Source organism: Saxibacter everestensis (assembly GCF_025787225.1).
Taxonomy (GTDB): domain Bacteria; phylum Actinomycetota; class Actinomycetes; order Actinomycetales; family Brevibacteriaceae; genus Saxibacter; species Saxibacter everestensis.
On the sequence record NZ_CP090958.1, the window covers coordinates 596,915 to 614,899 of the forward strand.

The 17,985-nt window shown below is 62.3% G+C and carries 21 protein-coding genes; 17 read left to right on the forward strand and 4 right to left on the reverse strand.

Annotated features, from left to right (window positions below):
- The first annotated feature begins 151 nt into the window (after positions 1 to 151).
- The 10 genes from LWF01_RS02995 (at position 152) to LWF01_RS03040 (ending at position 11,594) form a co-directional block, all read left to right on the forward strand.
- Positions 152 to 475: a hypothetical protein gene (locus tag LWF01_RS02995; RefSeq protein WP_349639559.1), complete on the forward strand. Its 324-nt coding sequence runs from the start codon at positions 152 to 154 to the stop codon at positions 473 to 475.
- Positions 476 to 522: 47 nt separating this feature from the next.
- On the forward strand, positions 523 to 900 hold the full coding sequence (locus LWF01_RS03000; protein WP_349639560.1) for a hypothetical protein: 378 nt from the start codon (positions 523 to 525) through the stop codon (positions 898 to 900).
- A gap of 19 nt (positions 901 to 919) precedes the next feature.
- Complete coding sequence (locus LWF01_RS03005) at positions 920 to 4,246, forward strand: aggregation-promoting factor C-terminal-like domain-containing protein (RefSeq protein ID WP_349639561.1); 3,327 nt, start codon at positions 920 to 922, stop codon at positions 4,244 to 4,246.
- Positions 4,247 to 6,349: a hypothetical protein gene (locus LWF01_RS03010; RefSeq protein ID WP_349639562.1), complete on the forward strand. Its 2,103-nt coding sequence runs from the start codon at positions 4,247 to 4,249 to the stop codon at positions 6,347 to 6,349.
- A 9-nt stretch (positions 6,350 to 6,358) separates the two neighbouring features.
- Complete coding sequence (locus LWF01_RS03015) at positions 6,359 to 7,522, forward strand: DUF5047 domain-containing protein (RefSeq protein ID WP_349639563.1); 1,164 nt, start codon at positions 6,359 to 6,361, stop codon at positions 7,520 to 7,522.
- Complete coding sequence (locus LWF01_RS03020) at positions 7,519 to 8,400, forward strand: hypothetical protein (RefSeq protein WP_349639564.1); 882 nt, start codon at positions 7,519 to 7,521, stop codon at positions 8,398 to 8,400. The genes LWF01_RS03015 and LWF01_RS03020 overlap by 4 nt, the downstream gene beginning before the upstream one ends.
- 99 nt (positions 8,401 to 8,499) lie before the next feature.
- Complete coding sequence (locus tag LWF01_RS03025) at positions 8,500 to 9,042, forward strand: hypothetical protein (protein WP_349639565.1); 543 nt, start codon at positions 8,500 to 8,502, stop codon at positions 9,040 to 9,042.
- Positions 9,043 to 9,125: 83 nt separating this feature from the next.
- The gene (locus LWF01_RS03030; protein WP_349639566.1) at positions 9,126 to 10,832 is read left to right on the forward strand and encodes a glycosyl hydrolase family 28-related protein; all 1,707 of its coding nucleotides are present in this window, start codon (positions 9,126 to 9,128) and stop codon (positions 10,830 to 10,832) included.
- 10 nt (positions 10,833 to 10,842) lie between these two features.
- Entirely contained in the window at positions 10,843 to 11,256 is a 414-nt protein-coding gene (locus tag LWF01_RS03035; protein WP_349639567.1) for a hypothetical protein, read from the forward strand.
- Entirely contained in the window at positions 11,256 to 11,594 is a 339-nt protein-coding gene (locus tag LWF01_RS03040) for a hypothetical protein (RefSeq protein ID WP_349639568.1), read from the forward strand. The genes LWF01_RS03035 and LWF01_RS03040 overlap by 1 nt, the downstream gene beginning before the upstream one ends.
- A gap of 9 nt (positions 11,595 to 11,603) precedes the next feature.
- Here the strand turns inward: LWF01_RS03040 and LWF01_RS03045 are convergent, their stop codons facing one another.
- Together LWF01_RS03045 and LWF01_RS03050 are read right to left on the reverse strand one after the other, a co-directional pair.
- Positions 11,604 to 11,978 (reverse strand): type II toxin-antitoxin system HicB family antitoxin, encoded by a 375-nt coding sequence (locus tag LWF01_RS03045; RefSeq protein WP_349639569.1) that lies wholly within the window; start codon positions 11,976 to 11,978, stop codon positions 11,604 to 11,606.
- Positions 11,975 to 12,187, reverse strand: coding sequence for a type II toxin-antitoxin system HicA family toxin (locus LWF01_RS03050; RefSeq protein WP_349639570.1), 213 nt, complete (start codon positions 12,185 to 12,187; stop codon positions 11,975 to 11,977). The genes LWF01_RS03045 and LWF01_RS03050 overlap by 4 nt, the downstream gene beginning before the upstream one ends.
- A gap of 385 nt (positions 12,188 to 12,572) precedes the next feature.
- Between LWF01_RS03050 and LWF01_RS03055 the strand changes: the two genes are divergently transcribed.
- The 4 genes from LWF01_RS03055 (at position 12,573) to LWF01_RS03070 (ending at position 15,237) form a co-directional block, all read left to right on the forward strand.
- Complete coding sequence (locus tag LWF01_RS03055; RefSeq protein ID WP_349639571.1) at positions 12,573 to 13,571, forward strand: peptidoglycan recognition protein family protein; 999 nt, start codon at positions 12,573 to 12,575, stop codon at positions 13,569 to 13,571.
- A gap of 27 nt (positions 13,572 to 13,598) precedes the next feature.
- Positions 13,599 to 13,826: a hypothetical protein gene (locus LWF01_RS03060; protein WP_349639572.1), complete on the forward strand. Its 228-nt coding sequence runs from the start codon at positions 13,599 to 13,601 to the stop codon at positions 13,824 to 13,826.
- Between the two features lie 740 nt (positions 13,827 to 14,566).
- Positions 14,567 to 14,896 (forward strand): nucleotidyltransferase family protein, encoded by a 330-nt coding sequence (locus tag LWF01_RS03065; protein WP_349639573.1) that lies wholly within the window; start codon positions 14,567 to 14,569, stop codon positions 14,894 to 14,896.
- Entirely contained in the window at positions 14,893 to 15,237 is a 345-nt protein-coding gene (locus LWF01_RS03070) for a HepT-like ribonuclease domain-containing protein (RefSeq protein WP_349639574.1), read from the forward strand. Before LWF01_RS03065 ends, LWF01_RS03070 begins: the two co-directional genes overlap by 4 nt.
- Before the next feature lie 151 nt (positions 15,238 to 15,388).
- Here the strand turns inward: LWF01_RS03070 and LWF01_RS03075 are convergent, their stop codons facing one another.
- The gene (locus tag LWF01_RS03075) at positions 15,389 to 15,868 is read right to left on the reverse strand and encodes an SRPBCC domain-containing protein (protein ID WP_349639575.1); all 480 of its coding nucleotides are present in this window, start codon (positions 15,866 to 15,868) and stop codon (positions 15,389 to 15,391) included.
- 16 nt (positions 15,869 to 15,884) lie between these two features.
- Here LWF01_RS03075 and LWF01_RS03080 point away from each other — a divergent pair, with 16 nt between their 5' ends.
- The 3 genes from LWF01_RS03080 to LWF01_RS03090 all read left to right on the forward strand — a co-directional run bounded on the left by LWF01_RS03080 (position 15,885) and on the right by LWF01_RS03090 (position 17,743).
- Positions 15,885 to 16,211: an ArsR/SmtB family transcription factor gene (locus LWF01_RS03080; RefSeq protein WP_349639576.1), complete on the forward strand. Its 327-nt coding sequence runs from the start codon at positions 15,885 to 15,887 to the stop codon at positions 16,209 to 16,211.
- A gap of 100 nt (positions 16,212 to 16,311) precedes the next feature.
- A complete protein-coding gene (locus LWF01_RS03085) occupies positions 16,312 to 16,830 on the forward strand; it encodes a hypothetical protein (RefSeq protein ID WP_349639577.1) in 519 nt (172 codons plus the stop codon).
- Between the two features lie 55 nt (positions 16,831 to 16,885).
- Positions 16,886 to 17,743, forward strand: coding sequence for an endo alpha-1,4 polygalactosaminidase (locus LWF01_RS03090; RefSeq protein WP_349639578.1), 858 nt, complete (start codon positions 16,886 to 16,888; stop codon positions 17,741 to 17,743).
- A gap of 36 nt (positions 17,744 to 17,779) precedes the next feature.
- On the opposite strand, the gene LWF01_RS03095 is transcribed toward LWF01_RS03090, so the two are convergent.
- Complete coding sequence (locus tag LWF01_RS03095) at positions 17,780 to 17,974, reverse strand: hypothetical protein (RefSeq protein WP_349639579.1); 195 nt, start codon at positions 17,972 to 17,974, stop codon at positions 17,780 to 17,782.
- Positions 17,975 to 17,985 lie beyond the last annotated feature (11 nt).

Here is a 17,985-nt window from a genome sequence, read left to right on the forward strand (position 1 = left end):
ACGGGTCAGGTTCCCACCCTTCAGGCGGTAGCCAGCCTTTCGGGACGGGAGGCCAGCCGGGGGCGGGATTGAACCTTTTACTCATTACGCGCTCCAAAGTCGGGATGTAGCCCGAATTTTATCTGCAAAACAAAACACCCGGAGGTAACAAATGGCTAACGACAAGCCTAAAGTCAATCTGAATCTGGACACCCTTGAGCGGGAAAACACGCCAGCACCTTTCGCTTTCGTCCTCAAAGGCAAACGTTACGTGACCGTCGATCCGATGGAACTTGGGATTTCCACGGCTGCGAAAGCCATGGGCGACGAGGGCCTGGAGCTGCAACTGAAATGCCTCCTCGGTGACCAGTACGACGAATTCTGGGCGCTGGACCTTCCCACGTGGAAAGTCCTGAAACTCGCGGAAGACGCCGGAGCGCATTACACAAGCATCCTGGGGACGCCGGGGGAATCCATCGCCTCGCCGAAACCGTAGGACGGTACCGCGGGGCTATCCGGTGTGACCTCGCCGAGCGGTATGGCGTGGACCTGGGTGAGTTGTGGCGGGGCCGGCAGTGGCCGGCGCTGCTTGAGTACATCGACGGGCTTCCCAGCGCGTCCAGGACGAGGCAGGCGCAAGCCGACGACCCTGACTTCGCTCGGATGGTCGTGGACGACGAGGAGACGAAACCGTCCTCGGGCCGCTGGTCACCGCCTCTAGCTGAATGGGACACGACAGCGATCATCCTGTCCGGCCTGCGCACCGACATCAAGTCGCTGCTTTCCACGGTCGCGGCTATGGGCGGCGGCAAGGGCAAGCAGGAACCGGTCCCGTCCCCTCGGACGGCGATCGACGCGGAACGCGACGTGAGGCACGTGCAACGGTCTCAGGCTTTGGTGGATCTCTTCGAACGTAACTGATTCGGGCCGGGGGTGTCTCGTGGCATCTCCGATCGGCGCAGCGTATGTCGAGGTCAAGCCGTCGTTCCGCGGTACCCAGTCGGCGGTGCGGCGGGAGTTCGGGAAGCTGAACCCACTGGCCGCGCAGGCTGGCAGCCAGTCGGGGCAGCAGTTCAGCACCCAGTTCCAGGCGCGCACGTCCCGTGTCGGGCAGCGACTGTCATCGGCGTTGAAGATCGGTGTCGTCGCTGCCGGTACCGCTATCGCGGCGGCGGGCATGGTGGGCCTGAAAACGGCGGCGCAGATGGAAACCGCCCAGATCGCGTTCACTACCATGCTCGGCAGCGCGGAGAAGGCGCAGGCGTTCCTCGCGAAGCTCGCCGATTTCGCTGCGAAAACACCGTTCGATTTGCCCGGGCTGCAGAAGTCGGCGCAGTCGCTGATTTCAATCGGGATCGACGCTGACCGGGTCATTCCGATCATGACCACCCTGGGCAATGTGACCTCCGGCATGGGAACCGGGGCGGAGGGTGTGCAGCGGGCGACGGTCGCCATCCAGCAGATGAACGCTGCGGGGAGGATCACCGCTGAGGACCTAAACCAGCTGAGGGACGCCGGGATTCCGGTGTTCGACCTGCTGACCGCTGCGACGGGTCGGAGCACCGAAGAGATCGCCAAGATGGCGCAGACCGGGAAGCTCGGTCGCACCGAACTCACCCAGCTCATGTCCGCTCTCGAGTCCGGTAAGGGTCTCGAAAGATTTGACGGGATGATGGAGAAGCAGTCCGCTTCCCTCGCCGGACTGTGGTCCACCCTGAAAGACGCGTTCTCGGTCGGCCTGGCGAAAGCCATCCAGCCGGTCATCCCGATGCTCAAGACCGGGTTGCAGGGCGCAATCAGCGGCATCAACACGGTGCTGCCTGCCCTAGTGGCGGGGTTCAAGGGCATCGTTGAGGCCGGGGTGGCGTTCACGCAGTGGGCTGCCGCGAACCAAGGCCTACTCACCGGGCTCGGCACTGTGATCGCGGGTCTCGCCGCGGGGATCGTCGCGTACACGATCGCCACACGTGTCGCCAGTGCTGTCACGATCACTTGGAACGCGATCCAGACTCTCGCGAAGTTCGCGACCGCCGGCTGGGCCGTGCAGCAGCGCTTGCTAAACGTGGCGATGCGAGCCAACCCGATCGGTCTCATCGTCACCGCCCTCACCCTGCTGGTGACTGGTGTCGTCCTCGCCTACAACAAAGTGTCGTGGTTCCGCGACGGACTGAACGTGGTCTGGGCTGGGATTAAGATCGCCGTGGGCGCCGTCGTCGGATGGTTCCAGACGTACGTCGCCCCGACTCTCGCCGCCGTGTGGACGGGTATCTCCACCGCCGCGATGTGGCTGTGGCAAAACGTCTTCACCCCAGTGTTCGCTGGTATCGCTGCGGTCGTTTCACTCTGGTGGAACTACTACGTGAAGCCGATATTCAACGCGGTCATGTTCGTGGTCCGGAACATTCTGGCACCCGTGTTCACGTGGCTGTGGAACTCGATCATCAAACCGGTGTTCGGGTTTATCGGGCTGTTGATTCGCACGTGGTGGGCTGGCGCGAAAATCGTGTTCGGCTGGGTTGCCGGGTTTATCCGGACGGTCCTCGCGCCGGTTTTCAACTTCCTGTGGACTGTCGTGAAAATCGCGTTCCAAGCGATCCGCGCCATCATTCAAATCTGGTGGAACGTTGCCGTGAAACCGATCCTGAACGGTGCGGTGTGGTTCTTCAAGAACGTCCTCGGCCCGGTGTTCACCTGGCTGTGGCGCAACATCGTCACGCCCGTATTCAACGGCATCAAGGCCATTATCTCAGGCGTGTGGAACAACGGGATTAAGCCGATCTTCAACGCGGTCAAGGCTGGTATCAAAACGGTCGCGGACGCATTCAACGTCGCGAAGGACGCGATCGGGCGGGCTTGGGACGGGATCAAAGAGAAGGCTAAGAAGCCGATCAAGTTCGTATTGGAAACGATCATCCAAAAAGGGATCATCGACAACTTCAACAAGATCGCCGAGAAGTTCAAGGTTGACCCGATCTCGTTTAAGGCGTGGCCGGTTAAGGGTTTCGACGTGGGCGGCTGGACGGGTCCCGGCTCCCGGTTGAAGCCTGCCGGTGTGGTCCACGCCGACGAGTTCGTCGTGAACAAGAAGTCGCGCCGCCGGATCGAATCCCAGATACCGGGCCTGCTCGACCACATGAACCGCACCGGCAGTGTGCCGGGCTACGCGAAGGGCGGGAAGGTCGGCACCCTGATGGATGCCGCCGACTGGTGGATCGGTAAAGGCGCTCGTGCTTCGGAGCATCCGAGGTTCGGCAGCGTCGGTCGGCACTCGAAGAATTCGCTGCACTACTCGGGTAATGCGGTGGACCTAAATGCTGGCCCGGGTGGGCAGAATTCCACGGAGATGCGGTTTTTCGACAAGTGGATGGGCGCATTCAAGAAAGCGTTTCCCGGTATTCGTGTCATTTGGCGTGCTGCAGGCCACTTCAATCACGCCCACATCGACACGTCGAACGGCGCCGATATCGGCAATGTCGCGGGCGGCGGCGGTGGCGGTGGTGGCGGGTTCAACCTGCTGGACACGTTGCTGAAACCGTTTACTGGGCTTAAGAAGAAGCTCAGTGAGGTCGGTTCGTCGCCTTTCGCGCAGGTCGCTAAGAGCGCGGCGAAACAGATCATCGGTATGCCTATTGACTGGATTAAGAAGAACAATCCGGTCGCTGATGTGGGCGAGAAGATCAAGGACGTTGCTGGCCGGGTTTCGAATGCCGCGGCTCAGGGTAAGGGCCGCGCGTGGGCGCTCGCGAAGGGCGTCAACTGGGACGACTTGAATTATATCGTTTCCAGGGAGTCAGGCTGGAATCCGCGGGCGAAGAATCCGCGGTCGTCGGCTGCCGGTTTGCCGCAGTTTATTGCCGCGAATCAGAAGCATTACGGCGTGTATCCGATCCGGTCGAAGGGTGTGTGGGCGCAGCTCGACGCGATGAAGCGGTATGTGAATGACCGGTTCGACGGGTTCGCTAATGCCCGCCGGTATTGGGAGCGTCACAACCATTACGCGTCTGGTGGTCGTGTGGCCCCGGTGAAGTACGACCAGGGCGGTTTCCTGCCGCCGGGGTTGACGACGGTGCTGAACGCGACGGGTCGGCCGGAGCCGGTGTTCACGGCGAAGCAGTTCCAGTCGTTTGGGTCGGATGTGCGGATGCCGGAAACCCTCGTGGTGCAGGACGTGAACGGGCAGCTGATCGGAACCATGAAGGTCGTCGCGAAGGGTGAGGCGAAGTCTGTGGTTGCTGGTGCGGCGTTTGACGCGGAGAGGGGGCACTAGATGCCGATCGTAGTGGACCCCGGTTTTGTTCCGGTGCCGTCGTTGGCTCCTGTCGTGTCGCCTGACGGTGTGTTGTCGGTGGAGGTTGACCGCGTGAACGCGGGCGCGCTGCTGCACGCCGCGTTCGACCCGTACCGGCCCGAGAAGGTGTTGCGCCGAAACCTTGTCTCGAATCCGTCGTTTGAGACGGGCACTGCAGGGTGGTCCGCTGACAGTGGTGTGACGCTGGCCCCAACCACGGTTTTTGCCGGTCAGATGAACGGAACTGTGGGTTCGTCAATAGCGCTTCTAACTGTCGGATCGGGTTACGCATCTCCTTACGCCAAGCTCGAAACGCATGCAGACAATGCCATGCCTGTGACTCCTGGCGGGTGGGTCGCTGTCCGGTTCTGGGCGGCAACCGAGAGTACTGGTGAGCAGATTCGAGTGCAACTTCGATTCGGCACGCCGAGTGAAGGTTATGCCTACTACGCGGGCAGCTTCGCCCCAGCCGGGTTCTATACGGGGAAGTTCTTCACTTTTGCCGCCCGGATCCCGACAGGTAAGACCGTAGTTAGAGTGCAATCCCAACTGTTTTCCGGGTCAACTACGGTGAACCTCGCGGCGGGTAAACGCATGTGGGCGGATCAAATCATCGCATGTACTGGATCGACTCAAGCGGATGTGCTCGCGGCTGTTGCGGCCTATTTCGACGGCGACACACCGGACACACCGAACCTGGCGTACCGGTTCACAGCCGCACCCCACGCCTCACCATCTGAAGAGTATATTCCGGCTGTCCCGCACGCCGAGCCGGGAAGGACGGAGGAAATACTCCGCACCAACTACGCCCGGAATCCGGGTTTCTCTGGTGCGAGTGTCGGCGACATCGGCACGTGGGACGACTCCTCGACGTGGTTCACCACGTCCCAGCCGGCCACTCGGGTCGCACGGTTCACGTATACGGGCGCGACAGCGACCGGGAACTACTATTTCGTGAACCTCCCAGCAGGTTTGACGCCGATCCGGAAGGGCCAACGGTTCACGTTCGGCCTGACGGTGAAGAACGCGGGCACCGTGGCGATCAAGGCGTTCATCCGGTCGGCGTTCAACGCCGACGAGTCGGGCGACGCGAGGACCACGCCGGTTACTATCGCGGCTGGGGCGCAGCAGCGTCTCACCGTCACATCCACCGCGTCACCGAGCGACGGGTCCACTGTCCGCGTGTGGGCGGCGTTGTTCGACCCTGCCGCGGGGTCGTTGGTGGACGTGTCGGAGCCGCAAATCGAATGGGGCACAGTCGCCACCCCGTTTTTCGGTGACTGGTTCGTGGATGGTCCGGACCTCTCCTACCGGTGGGTGCCAGACAACCCGTACCGGATCGAAGAGTACCGGCCAGCACGCGCCAGCACCCTACCCCAGAAAGTCAGGTTTGAGCGGGGCGACGGCACACCCGTCCGCTCCGGCAACCCGGCGTGGGCTCCCGGCGGGTACGCCACCGCCTACGACCACGAAGCCCCGTTAGGCGTGGGAGCGTCATGGCGGGCTGTCCCGATCTACGCGGACGGGACGGAAGGCCAACCCACAGCGGGCGTGTCCACCCTCATCCCGGAACCGCCCCGGCAGACGGTGTGGATCAAATCCACCACCGACCCGAACGAGTCGATGAAAATCGACCCGACCGAATGGTTCCAACCGTCATACGCCGACCGAACATCGTCCACATCAATCCAGGGCGACCGGTTCCCGGCCATGACCTGGGATATGCACGCCTCCCTCACGGGGACGCTGAAATTCAAAACCCGCTCCAAGGCTGAGACGGGCAGGCTGGCGACCCTTCTCGATTCGGGTCCGCTACTCATCCAGTGGAACCGGATCGCAGGGATCGAGGACTTCTATTTCCTGCCGGGCGCGATCTCGAAACGGATCGTCACCTACACGGAGCAGGGACCAGTGTTTGAGTTCACGATCCCGGTGACTGAGTGCCGACGGCCCGCGACGGTGGATGCGCCACTCCGCATTCCGGGCTTGTCGTGGAACACGGTGGCCGAGAACTATGCGTCGTGGACGGAACTCAGCACGCAGGTGCCGTCGTGGCGTGCCCTGCTCGGCGTCCACCGATAGGAGGCAGCCGTGCAGCCTGTCACGGAACGCTGGCTCGCGTCGCTGGCTTTGGCACGGTGGATACCGCGCGTAGAATGGTCCCCAGACCGGGGCGTCACGTGGCTGCCCCTGACCCTGCATGACGGGTCGGCTACCGCGGACTCGAAATCGCAGGTCCGCTGGTCCTCCACCCTCACCTGCTCCGGGGCGGACGTCGGTAGGCACGGACTGTCGCCGTTCGGGTCGCGTGTCCGTATCCACATGGGCCTCGCGTACGACCGGCACACGGTGGAGGAAGTCCGGTTGGGCACGTACCGGGTGGAGGACCTCGACCAGACGGGCGTCCGGCCGGGCCGGTTCACCATCAAATGCGCGTCTCTCGAAGCGCAGGTTATGGATGCCCGGTTCCAACGCGCCCGCTCCTTCCCTGCCGGGCCGTCACGGTTCCTCCTCGAACAGCTGATTCGTGAAGTGCTGCCGGAAGCATCCATTCAGTGGCAGGTCGGTGATCTGGACATTCCGCAGCTGACGGAGGAACGGGACCGGTGGGGCCTGATCGACGGACGCTCCGACGCGGCGTCGATCGCAAAAAGCCTCGGCGCACGAGTGTTCGCGGATGCTCGGGGCGTGTTCACGGTCGCCCCGGTGCCGTCGCTGGAAGATAAGCCGGCGTGGACGGTGGATGTGGGTCCTGGCGGGATGCTGGTCGAACCGTCGTCGTCGCTGTCCCGGAAAGGCGTGTACAACCAGGTCGTCGCCAGAGGGTCTCGTGATGACGGCACACCTCCGGTCGGGCCGGTGACGGTGTCCGACACTGACCCCACGAGCCCTACCTACGTCAATACCGACGCCACGAGTGACGATAAGGGGCCGTTCGGTGAGGTGCCGATGTTCTACACATCCCAGCTCCTGAAAACGATCGCGCAATGTGAGAAAGCCGCGAAAGGGTTGTTGGCTCCCCGGCTCGGATTGAAGCAGACCGCCTCCATTAAAACGTTGACGAATTTTGCGTTGGAGCCGGATGACGTGATCGACGCACGCCAGCCGGACGGGTCGATGGCCCCCACGATCGTGGACTCCATCTCTTACCCGCTGACGGGCGGGGCGATGGACTTGTCCACGCGGGCTACGACAACCCGGCTGGCCGGTCAGGTGACGGTGGACGCGGCTGAAGAGGGCGGTGACATCCAGTGACGACCGAATCGGACGCCTTAACCGCCGTTGTCCGCCGCGAAGTCGATAAACGCATCTCGGACCTGTACGCGCTCATGTCGGTGGATTCCCCGCGCGAGGACGGCACCGTGAACCTGGCAATCGGTGACCAGGTTTTGCCGGGGATCTCCGCCGACACGTCGTACACGGACCGGAAAGACGGCGACACGGTTCTCGTGCTGCGTCACCCTGCCGGGTGGCGTGTCCTCGGGAAAGTCGGGAGCGAGTACGCGCCCCCTGAGGTGGATGTGCCGGTCGTGTCGTGGGGTAACCCGCCACCTGCGGGTAACGGCTGGGTCCAGGCCTCGGTGATGTGGGTCCGGGCTGGTGAGGTGTACGCCCAGCGCGGCGAGGGGCCGCAGCTGCCGGGCGAACCGGGGCCATCCATTCCGGCGCCGAAACCGGTGACGTTCGGGCCAGCATCTACGTCCGGTTACCGGTCGGGTAACCGTGACGGTGAAACGCCCGCGCAGGGCGCATGGCCGTCCTACCCGAAAGCCTGGTCGGGGGCGTGGTTTTACGGCGACCGGATCGCCGACGAATGCGTGGGTAAATCGGTGGAGAAGATCGAGGTCCGGGTGGCTCGCACGTCGAAGAACCACGGCGTGTCAGGTAAAGCCACGGCCCGGCTGTACATGCATGAGGAGCGGAACCGCACTTCGTCCCGTCCTGCGCTCAGCAATGGGTACGGGGCGGCGGAACTCGGGCTGGGACAGTCCAAGTGGGTGTCCCTGCCGGCGGACTGGACGACCGCACTGAAGTCCGGGACCAAGAAGGGTATCGGCTGCACCGCGGGTGTGGGTTCCGACTATCTCGTGTTCACGGACGGCTGCGGCGATATTCGCATCACCTTTAACTGACCTAAACCCTTGGAAGGACGTGCCTGGCTGATGCCTGCCTCCATATTTTCGAGAATCCCGTACCCCTCCGCAGTGGACGCCCCAGATGGTGCAGCGCAAATGCACGAGATGGTGGACTGGTTGGACAGCCGTACCGTCCTCCTCGCAGCCAACGCGGCGGACCGGGACGCGAAGTACGGTGAAGCGCCGCCGGGTGTGATCGTGTCCTCCGGCCTGACGAAACAGGTGTGGCAGAAAGTCGGCACCGGTTCGTCCAACGACGACTGGCTGGACGTTTACTCGGACACCGGGTGGGTGACGACCGGTTTCCTTCCGGCGCCGGGATGGTCGATCGGCTCGTACATGAAGGCACGGCGCATCTGCGATTCGATCAACATTCGCGGTGAACTGGTCCGGACTGGCGGGACGATCCAGGGGCAGGCGGACGGGAATCTTTCCCCCGATGTCCCGCTAGTAACGATCCCCAGCATCTTCGCTCCGGGATCACCGGACCGGGTGGAGGGGTCAATGCGAGCGTCGTACACGTCAGGCGCTGTCGAACTCGGCAACGACGCGATCGTAATGCTCGCGGACATCCACACGAACTCGGGCATCGGCGAAGGCCAATACCTCAGGTTCACCTTTCCGTTCTTCGCGAACTAAGGGGGCCACTGATGCCATATCGTCTTTTCGGCGGGACGCCCTCCGACGTGACCACCGACAGTTCCGGGAACGTGGTGGGTGGCGTGCAGCTGCCCGTCTGGGACAGCTTTACTGGTGGCGCTCAGGTCACCGACTTGAAGAAACTGGATGGCACACCCCTGCCGGGTGTCGCATCCTCCCTCACCGCGCAAGAGGCCAGCAACCCTGCCGATGTGGGCAGGATCGTGTTTCAGGCTCCCGACCAGTTCACGACCCTGTACCTGGACCGCGGGTACGGCTCCCGGTGGGCCGTCTCGACACTGGATATTGGGACGCTGTTACCCACAGCCATACAAAAGGCCGACCTCGCGATGGTCCAATCCACGGCAGCCGTGGACACCGCCGATGAAGCCTTAGCTGTGGCGGAGCAGAAAGTGTCCGGCCAGGTCGTGTCCGTGCTCGACTATGGCGCTAAAGGTGACGGGGTGACTGACGACTATGACGCCTTCGTGGCCGCATTCCAGGCTGGTAAACGTGTGTTCGTCCCCGCGGGTATATATCGAATCAGGACAGCTATTCTCGTCCCTTCCGGCTGCGAGTTGTTCGGTGAGGGCATGGACCGAACGATCATCCGGCTCACCGACACCGCCGACCCAGACACGTGGGTGGTAACGAACGCGAACCGTGCGGGTGGGGACGCGCACATTTACCTGCACGATTTCACTGCCGATTGGAACTGTGACCGTCCCGGCGGTTTGAACGGTACCGGAGGTAGCCGGGGGTCGTGTGTGACGTTCGGGCAGGTGCAGTACGGGTACATCGACCGGGTGAAGGCGATCAACGCGGGCTTGCACGGTTTCGACGTGTGCCAGGGCACCTTGGAGTACCCGTACATGGGCGACGGGTACGTCGCGCCGGACCGGTCCCAGCATGTGTGGATCAGTAACTGTATCGCCCACAATTGGGGCGACGACGGTTTCACCACCCACCATTCGGATTACATCCACATCACGAACTGCTACGCCGAAGGGCCCAGACAGCGAGGAAATAATAACGGGTTCGAGGTGGACGACGGCAGCCGGTTCGTGACTTTGACCGCGAACACTTCCGAGAATTGCTACGGCGGCGTTGAGATTAAGGCTCACCATAATGCGTCCGCCGGGCAGGGTGTGACGATCAACGGGCACATGAGCATCCGGGACGTCCGTTCCTATAATTGGCGGCACATCGGCCACCATGTGGCGGCTGACCCGCTGTCGGTGTCGGCGTTCTCGATCACCGCGACCAACCTCACGTCGCTGCATGCGGGGAACAGGACTGGTTTCTATGAGGATGCGTCCGCCCGATGCATGTCGATTAGCGCGTTCGTCAACGTGAACGTTAACGGTTTGTTGTGCATCGGCGACCCTTTGTACGACTACGCGGACGGGCCTCTCGTGGCGCTGCAGTACAAGGCCCGGAACGTGAACATCTCGAATGTGACCGCCCGCGGGTTCAACTCGGCGTCAACCGTCATTTACTGCACTGGCGGGGACCAAAAAGTGGACTCCATCAACATCTCGAATATCGCCGCTGACGCGTGTACGAAACGCATGGTGCAGATCGGGTCCGACGTGAAAGGCGTCAACGTAACCAACGTCACGGGGAAAGCCGCTACCACGGGTGCCCTGTACACGGTGGACGCCGCGAGCAACTCCACCATCACAGTGCAGGGTGTCCTGTGCACCGGGTTCCCGACCGCGGTCCGCCACAACTCCACGAACTACGCCACCGTGAAGCTGTGGGCCGCTTCCGCCAACAACACGGCCTAGGAGAACTTCCATGCCAAGACTCAACGGACGACGAGGCGCATTCCAGCTACTGTTTTCGCTCACCTATCTGGCTCTGGGGGTGTCGTATCTGCTGGTTGAGCCGTCGAGGGCCAGAGCGAACGCGCTGGATTGGTTGACCGCGTTCGTTGATGTCAACGACTTGGGGTGGCCGTGGCTGATCGCAGCGATGGTGGCCGCTATGTCCGCGTTCCAAGTGGAACCGCTGGATCGGTATGGTTTCGGGGCGCTTGCCGCTATCCCGGCCGCGTGGGGCTGCCTGTACCTGATCCCCACTTTCACGGGGGAAGCCCGTACAGGCTGGATCACAACCTGCCTGTACTGGTCCCTCGCGGTTGCTGTGATGGTCGTCGCGGGAATGCGGAATCCCGTTAAGCCGGTCAATGTTGTGCGGGTCGATCAGTAATGGGGCTGCAAGGGTGGGTCACCCTGGCGTCCCTGATCATCATTCCGTTCCTGTCGTACGCAGCGGCACGGTTTGCCGGTAAGTCCACGGTTCGGGCCGCGCAGATCAGCGCAGACGAGGGCGCGTACACGCGGGCTCAGGACATCACGGACGGCCTGATCGACAACCTCCGGACGGAACTGGACCGGGCGAAACACGACATTGAAGAGTTCAAGGCCACGTTGAAAGTGGAACGCGCCGAGTCCACGCGCCTTCGCCGGCACATCACTGAGCTGGAATCGACTATGGCACGGATGGAATCCCAGATTTCGGCGCTGTCTCGCGACAACCACAGCTAGGGATGACTGTCAGTTTGTCAGCTGGGAGACCCGCCCTGGGGTGACGTGGAGTAGCGCGGCCGCGTCCCGCACGGAGTACCCGTTAGCCTGCAGGGCGGTGATCGCTTCACGTGTTTCGACGTGTAGGGCCGCTTCCTTTTCAGCCAGTGCAACCCGCTCAGAACCGACATGCGCGGCAGTGAGTACGGCGTCATCATCCACCTGAAAGTCATAGGTCAAGGCGATCTTCGCATCGTCGTCTAGGTCATCCATCAGCACAATGACTTCTCGGACCGCCTTATCTAGAGCGGGTAGGGTTCGGGCGAAGGTGTGGGCACCGGGAACGTCAGGAACGTCGGCCAGCCACTGACCTTCTTCCCGAGTGACTGTAACTGTGTAGCTCATTTCCTGAGCCATCCTTTCCCTAGTGCGGGTTCGAGGTCTTTCTCGATCTTGTGGAGCGTCCCGGTCGGGATATCGCCCGAGTGCTGCGGTACGGCGGTCGATGCTGTCACGTCGTTGGCGGTGATTCGGAACCGCTTGTGCGATCCGACGGTGCGCGTGTGCTCGCCGCCTAGCTTCCTGATCCGCTGCTCAACTTCTCTCGCTCTCATAGTCTAAGTTTAACGGCTAAACAGTGCAAGTGTCAAGCGGCTAAACACCTTTAAGAACTGGCTTGTTTTGAGGGGGCGCATTGTCGTGCCGAGAGAGATACCCGACCGGGACATCAAGTGCGAGGTGTGCGGGCTCGTGATCGGGGTACCGCAGATCCTCGTCCAAACGGACGAGGGAGCCTACATTTACCGGCTCCCCGTCGAAATGGATCTCCACCTGCTGGGGCACGCGAACCACGCCCGCCGTCTAGACAAACAGAAGCAACAGCAGCCACCACCAAGCCCCTGACCGGGGCTTTTTTATGCCCACACCAGAGGGGAAACACTCATGGCCAAAATGCCAGGAGCGAAACAACGGCCGCTGGGCCGACAGACACAGCCACGCATGTCCGCCTACCGCGTCGTCTGCATTCACACGATGGTCGGATCGTTAGCGGGTACGGACGGAATGTTCAAACGCAACGGGTTCACCGGCACCGAATCTCACTTCGGGACTGGTGGGGACGGCACCATCTATCAGTGGCAGGACACCGCCTACTCGGCTGACGCCAACTACCTCGGTTCCCGCACCGTCATCAGCATCGAGAACGCGGATCACGGTCCAGGCTTCAAACCGTGGAACACGAGCGGTGACAACGTGCCGCCTTTTACTGCCGCGCAGATCGAAGCAAACGCTCAGATCATCGCGTGGGCGCACAAGACGCACGGCATCCCTATAGTCCTGATTCCGAACACCCGGCCTGAACACCGCGGCGTTGGCTATCACGCTCAGGGTGTGCCCGGTAATGGTCTCGTGTCCGGCGGTGTCACATGGTCGAAGGCTCGCGGGAAAGTGTGCCCTGGTCGGCGCAGGATCGCGCAGATACCGCAGATCATCGCACGCGCAAAACAAATAGCCGGCGGGGCTTCTGCCGGTGGCGGACCGGCACCCACCCCTGCACCAGCAGCACCGAAAGGAATCCTCGGCATGTCCAAGAGAATCGACTTCAAGCGCAGCGTGGATATCGCGATCCCGTCGAACGGTGAGATCAAGCAGCTACCGATCGGCGACCCCGACAAGAAGGACGACGAGGCGCATTCGATCGTTTCCGGTAAAGCGACGTTCGGCGTCGGCGTCCGCGTCGAGCTGGCGGGTCTCGGTGTGGGTGAGACTGCTGAGCTGGCCTTGTTCGAGTGGATGGACAAGCCGAACGATACGGCCCGGTTCCTCGACGCCGTGACCTTGCACGGTGTGGCTCAGGGCCCGTCGAAGGGGTCCGTTCATGGCTTGTGGACGCTGCCTGACGAGTACAAGGGCTCTCCGATGCGTCTCCGCGCCGGTGTGAGCACGCGGACGGCTGGCGTGTCGGTGACGTGGATCGAAACCACGGGCCTGCGCGACTAAACGCAACAAACGAAAGGGAAAACCATCATGGCAACGAACACCAGCATTTCACCGAAGGTCATCGCGACCGCGGGGACCACGATCGGCCTCACTGTTCTCGTGGCGATGCTCGAAGCGATCACCCCGGAACTGTTGAGCTTCGCGGGGCCGTGGGCGACGGTCCTGTACATGGGCGTCATCGCGCTCGCGGGCACCTTGGCCGGGTATGTGACGCGTGACCCTGACCGGGAGACGGGGCATGTGCCCGACGTGTGACCCGCCGGACGACCATTGCGTAGCGGACGGCTGCCATGTCTGCGAGGCCTGCGGGACCCCGTGGACCTCGCCGACCGCTGCGAAAGCCTGCTGCTGGGACTAGCACAAGCGTCGAGGCCCTCACCCTTAACCGGGTGGGGGCCTCTTTTTCTGTTGCCCCCCGAGGGGGCATATGCCCCCTTTTTGGCACCAATTGGCACCAACGCAAACCCCGACAACCCGCGTAGAATCAACGATCACGGCACCGTGAATACGCTTAAATCGGTTTCGATTCCCCATAGCTCCACAATATGGTGAGGGGTCGGACACGTACTTCGTCCGACCCCTCACCATATTATGCGGTAGAGCGAATCGAACCCTGCAGGTGGGCCCCCGCTGCGAGCGCCAGCGAGCAGTAGGAATCGATTCCCCATAGCTCCACAAACGTGTCGAGCCCTTTCTGCGCATCAGCGGGGATGGGCTTGCACGGTTAATCAGTATGGTGAATCGAATGGGCCCCCGCTGCGAGTTCTGCGCGCAGTAGGGGCTTCCCCATAGTTCCACGTAAAGTAGACCGTTCGAACCTTGCCTCGCGTGATCGCGGGGCAAGGTTTTCGTAGTGTGGCCTGGTGCTGGTGGCGATCACGGGGGTCGGTCGAGGGCCGCGTAGGCCCCGTCGTCGATGGGCACGCGGTCGAACAGCGAACGTTTCTGTTGCCGAGACGTCGACCATGAGGGTACATCCCCGGTATTCTGAAGACATGCCGAAGAACGCCGTGACGCCCGAGACGCTCGCCCTGCACGAGCTCATCGATGCGCGTCGCGACGAGTTCTTGGCCCTCCTGGCCAAGTACGCAGCGACCAAACCGAAGCTGTTCGGCTCCGTCGCACGCGGCACTGCGCACGCCGGTAGCGACATCGACATCCTCGTCGAAATGGATCCCACGGACGGAAACCTGCTCATGCGGGCCTCCGGACTCATGGAAGAGACGCGGGCACTCTTCGGCCGCGATGACATCGACGTGTTCCCGGTGCAGCTGCTCAAGCGGCCGATCTCGGAGTCGGCGCTCGAGGACGCCATCGCGCTGTGAGTCGCGATGCTGGTCAGCGCATCGCCGATCTCCTCGATGCCATCGAACGGTGCCAGCGGTACGCCACCGCTCTCGCGAGTGAAGGCGAAAGTCTCGCGGACATGGCCGAGGACGCCATAGAACGGAACCTGCAGATCATCGGCGAGGCAGCGAACCACCTTCCGGCGGAGATCATCGATGCGCATCCGGAGATCGCGTGGCCGCAGATCCGAGGTTTTCGCAACATCCTCGTTCACCAGTATTTCGGGGTTGACGTGGAGGTCGTCCGCGACGTCGTCGAGAGCTATCTTCCGCCGTTAGCTGCGGCGCTCCGTCAGCAGCGACGGAACGGCCAACTGTAGGGACGAGGCACGGTTCGAACACTGTCGCGCTACCTCGACGCGTTTTAGTCAGCATGGCGAATCGCATCGGCCGCCGCTGCAAGTTCTGCGTGCAGCAGGGGTTTCCCCACAGCACCACCTAGAACCGCGCCGGACTCAGCCTGGCAGTGACCTACTTGTAAAAGCCTTCACGCAAGTTGACGCCGTGCTCGATCCAGGCCTTCAACGCAGAGAGCATGCTAGTCCAGCCCTCGCAGTTGTCGAAGGCGTTCTTTGCTCCGTCCACTGTGGGCCGCCATGAGGATTCCGTGATCGTTACGAGGGTTCGGGTGTCGTCGTCAAGAGGCTCGAACTCGAACGTCGTGGTCGTGGTGCCCTGGTCATTGGTCGTGGCCTCACCGGCCCACTCGATGACGATTCGCCGTGGCGGATCAGCCTCAAGTACCCTGACCGGAAAAGCGCCGGGGAAATCGTGGAAGTCCCAGGTGACATCATTGCCCGGTTCGAGACGACCGCGGGCCCCGCCGGTGGTGAAATACCGGGAAAGCTGCTCGGGGTCGGCAACGGCCTCGTATACCTGCGCCGATGGCCGCGAAACCCGAACGGAAACCGTGAATGTGAGTTCGGTTAGTTCATCTTCCATCTTGTTCATGTGATATTTATATAACGTGTCAGCTGATCACACAATAGGCCCCGATGACGACTCGGTATTCAAGGCGCTTGCATCTCCGACGCGGCGCCGCATGCTCGATGCGCTGAAGGCTGGGTCATGTAGCACCGGTGAGCTCTGTCAGCATTTCCCCGAGCTCGATCGCACGACGGTGCTTCAACATCTGCGTGTACTGGAGCGGGCATGCCTCGTGACGGGAAGGAAGGTCGGGCGGGAACGCTATCTCACGCTGGCGCCGGTCCCGATCAAACGAATCTACGACCGCTGGATCGGTGAGTACGCTCGGGCGGCCGTCGAGTTGCTCGATGACCTCGAACGTGGATAGGTCTGACTTCCACGAAAGTGACGGCAGAACAGACATGGTTTTGGTCGCCTATGCTGAACGACAGTCAATCGAATCGACAACGACACGGAGGTCCGGAGACATGCAGCAACTGGACCACGGCTTACTTGCGGACCGGATTGAACGGATCGAGGCGGTGCTGATCCGGTCCCTGGCTTTTGCGGCCGGTTTGGGCATTGGACTGGGGCTGCTCCTGCCGTACCTGACTTGGTCGGTCGACCAAAAAGATGTGACCTCGAACATTGTCGCCACGGGGTTCCTCGGGGTAACCTACCGGACCGAGGACGGTGACATCGACGGCCCTTCCCTGTTCATCGGCATCGCGTTCATCGGACTCAGCCTGGTCGGTGTCCTCGCTCTCTGTGTTCTCGTCAGGGTGGCCGCCCGTACCGGAAGCATGTCGTTCACGCGCTGGGCGAACGCGATCGCCGCACTTCTGCTCATCGGCGTCGTGGGAGCCTGGCTCTTCGCAGGCGTCGCGCGTCGTGACAGCAGCTTCGCCCTGCACAGCGGAATTTTCTTCCTGACCGGAGGAGCGATGCTTTTTGCGTTTGTGATCTTTACGGACACCGCTCGACGCTGGTGGGTCCTGGACCGCTAGCGCTGCAGGACGCTGCTCGCGGGATTGAACCCACGGCCAAGAGACAATGGACAGCATGCGCAAGAGTTGGATGCTGGGAGTCGTCGTTGTGCTCGGGCTGGCTGGTTGCCAGGTGGCCCCGGGGGCCATCGAAGGTCCGGTCTCGACGGCGGGCGGCGTGGTTCTGCCACCAGTCTCCGGGGTGTTCGACTATCAGCTCGGCGGCGCCTACGATCTGTCTCCCGGCGTGGATGTGGTGGTGCGGGATGCGAGCGACGCTCCGGCCCGCGGCGCATACAACATCTGCTACGTCAACGGGTTCCAGACTCAGCCAGGCGAAAAAGACGCCTGGGCGGGGGACCGCGAAGACCTTCTGCTGCACGATGCCGATGGCGAGCTTGTGCTCGATCCGGATTGGCCGGACGAGTACATCCTCGACCCGTCGTCCGCATCCCAACGAGACGGGATCCTCAAGGTGATCGGGCCGGTAATCACCGGGTGCGCAGACGACGGCTACGACGCGGTCGAGATCGACAATCTGGACACCTGGATCAGATTCACCGACCCTGCCGACGGAGTGATCAGCGAAAGCGGCGCGATGGCGTTGGCGCGCGCGTATGTCGCACTGGCACACCAACACGGCCTTGCGATCGGGCAGAAGAACGCCGCCGAAATTGCCGAGACCGGCCACGCCGACATTGGCTTCGATTTCGCAGTCACCGAGGAATGCGCCGCCTACGACGAGTGCTCCGCCTACACGAGTGTCTACGGCAAGCAAGTGTTGCAAATCGAGTACACCGACAACCTCCCGGCGCCCTTCACAGCGGTATGTGAACGCGGAGACAGGGCGCCGCTGACCATTTTGCGTGACCGCGACCTGGCCACCGCTGATAACAGTGACTACGCCTACGAGCAGTGCCCGGCCGACGGGTAGCGGCCCGATACTGGTGCTAATCGCCGGTTTTGAATATCAGTGGCAGCAAAGAATGCCGCGGCGAAGTTCGCGATCGGCCTGTTCCAGATCGGGATTGCCTGCTTCTACATCCTGCTCGTCTCGAGCGTGACGGGCGACGGGATGATCCCAGCTCTTCACTGCCATTCCCAGCCCGGCGTACTTCACGATCGTCGCGGTGTCGGCGATCGTCTTGGGCTTGGTGTTGCTCATCTCGCGTAAAC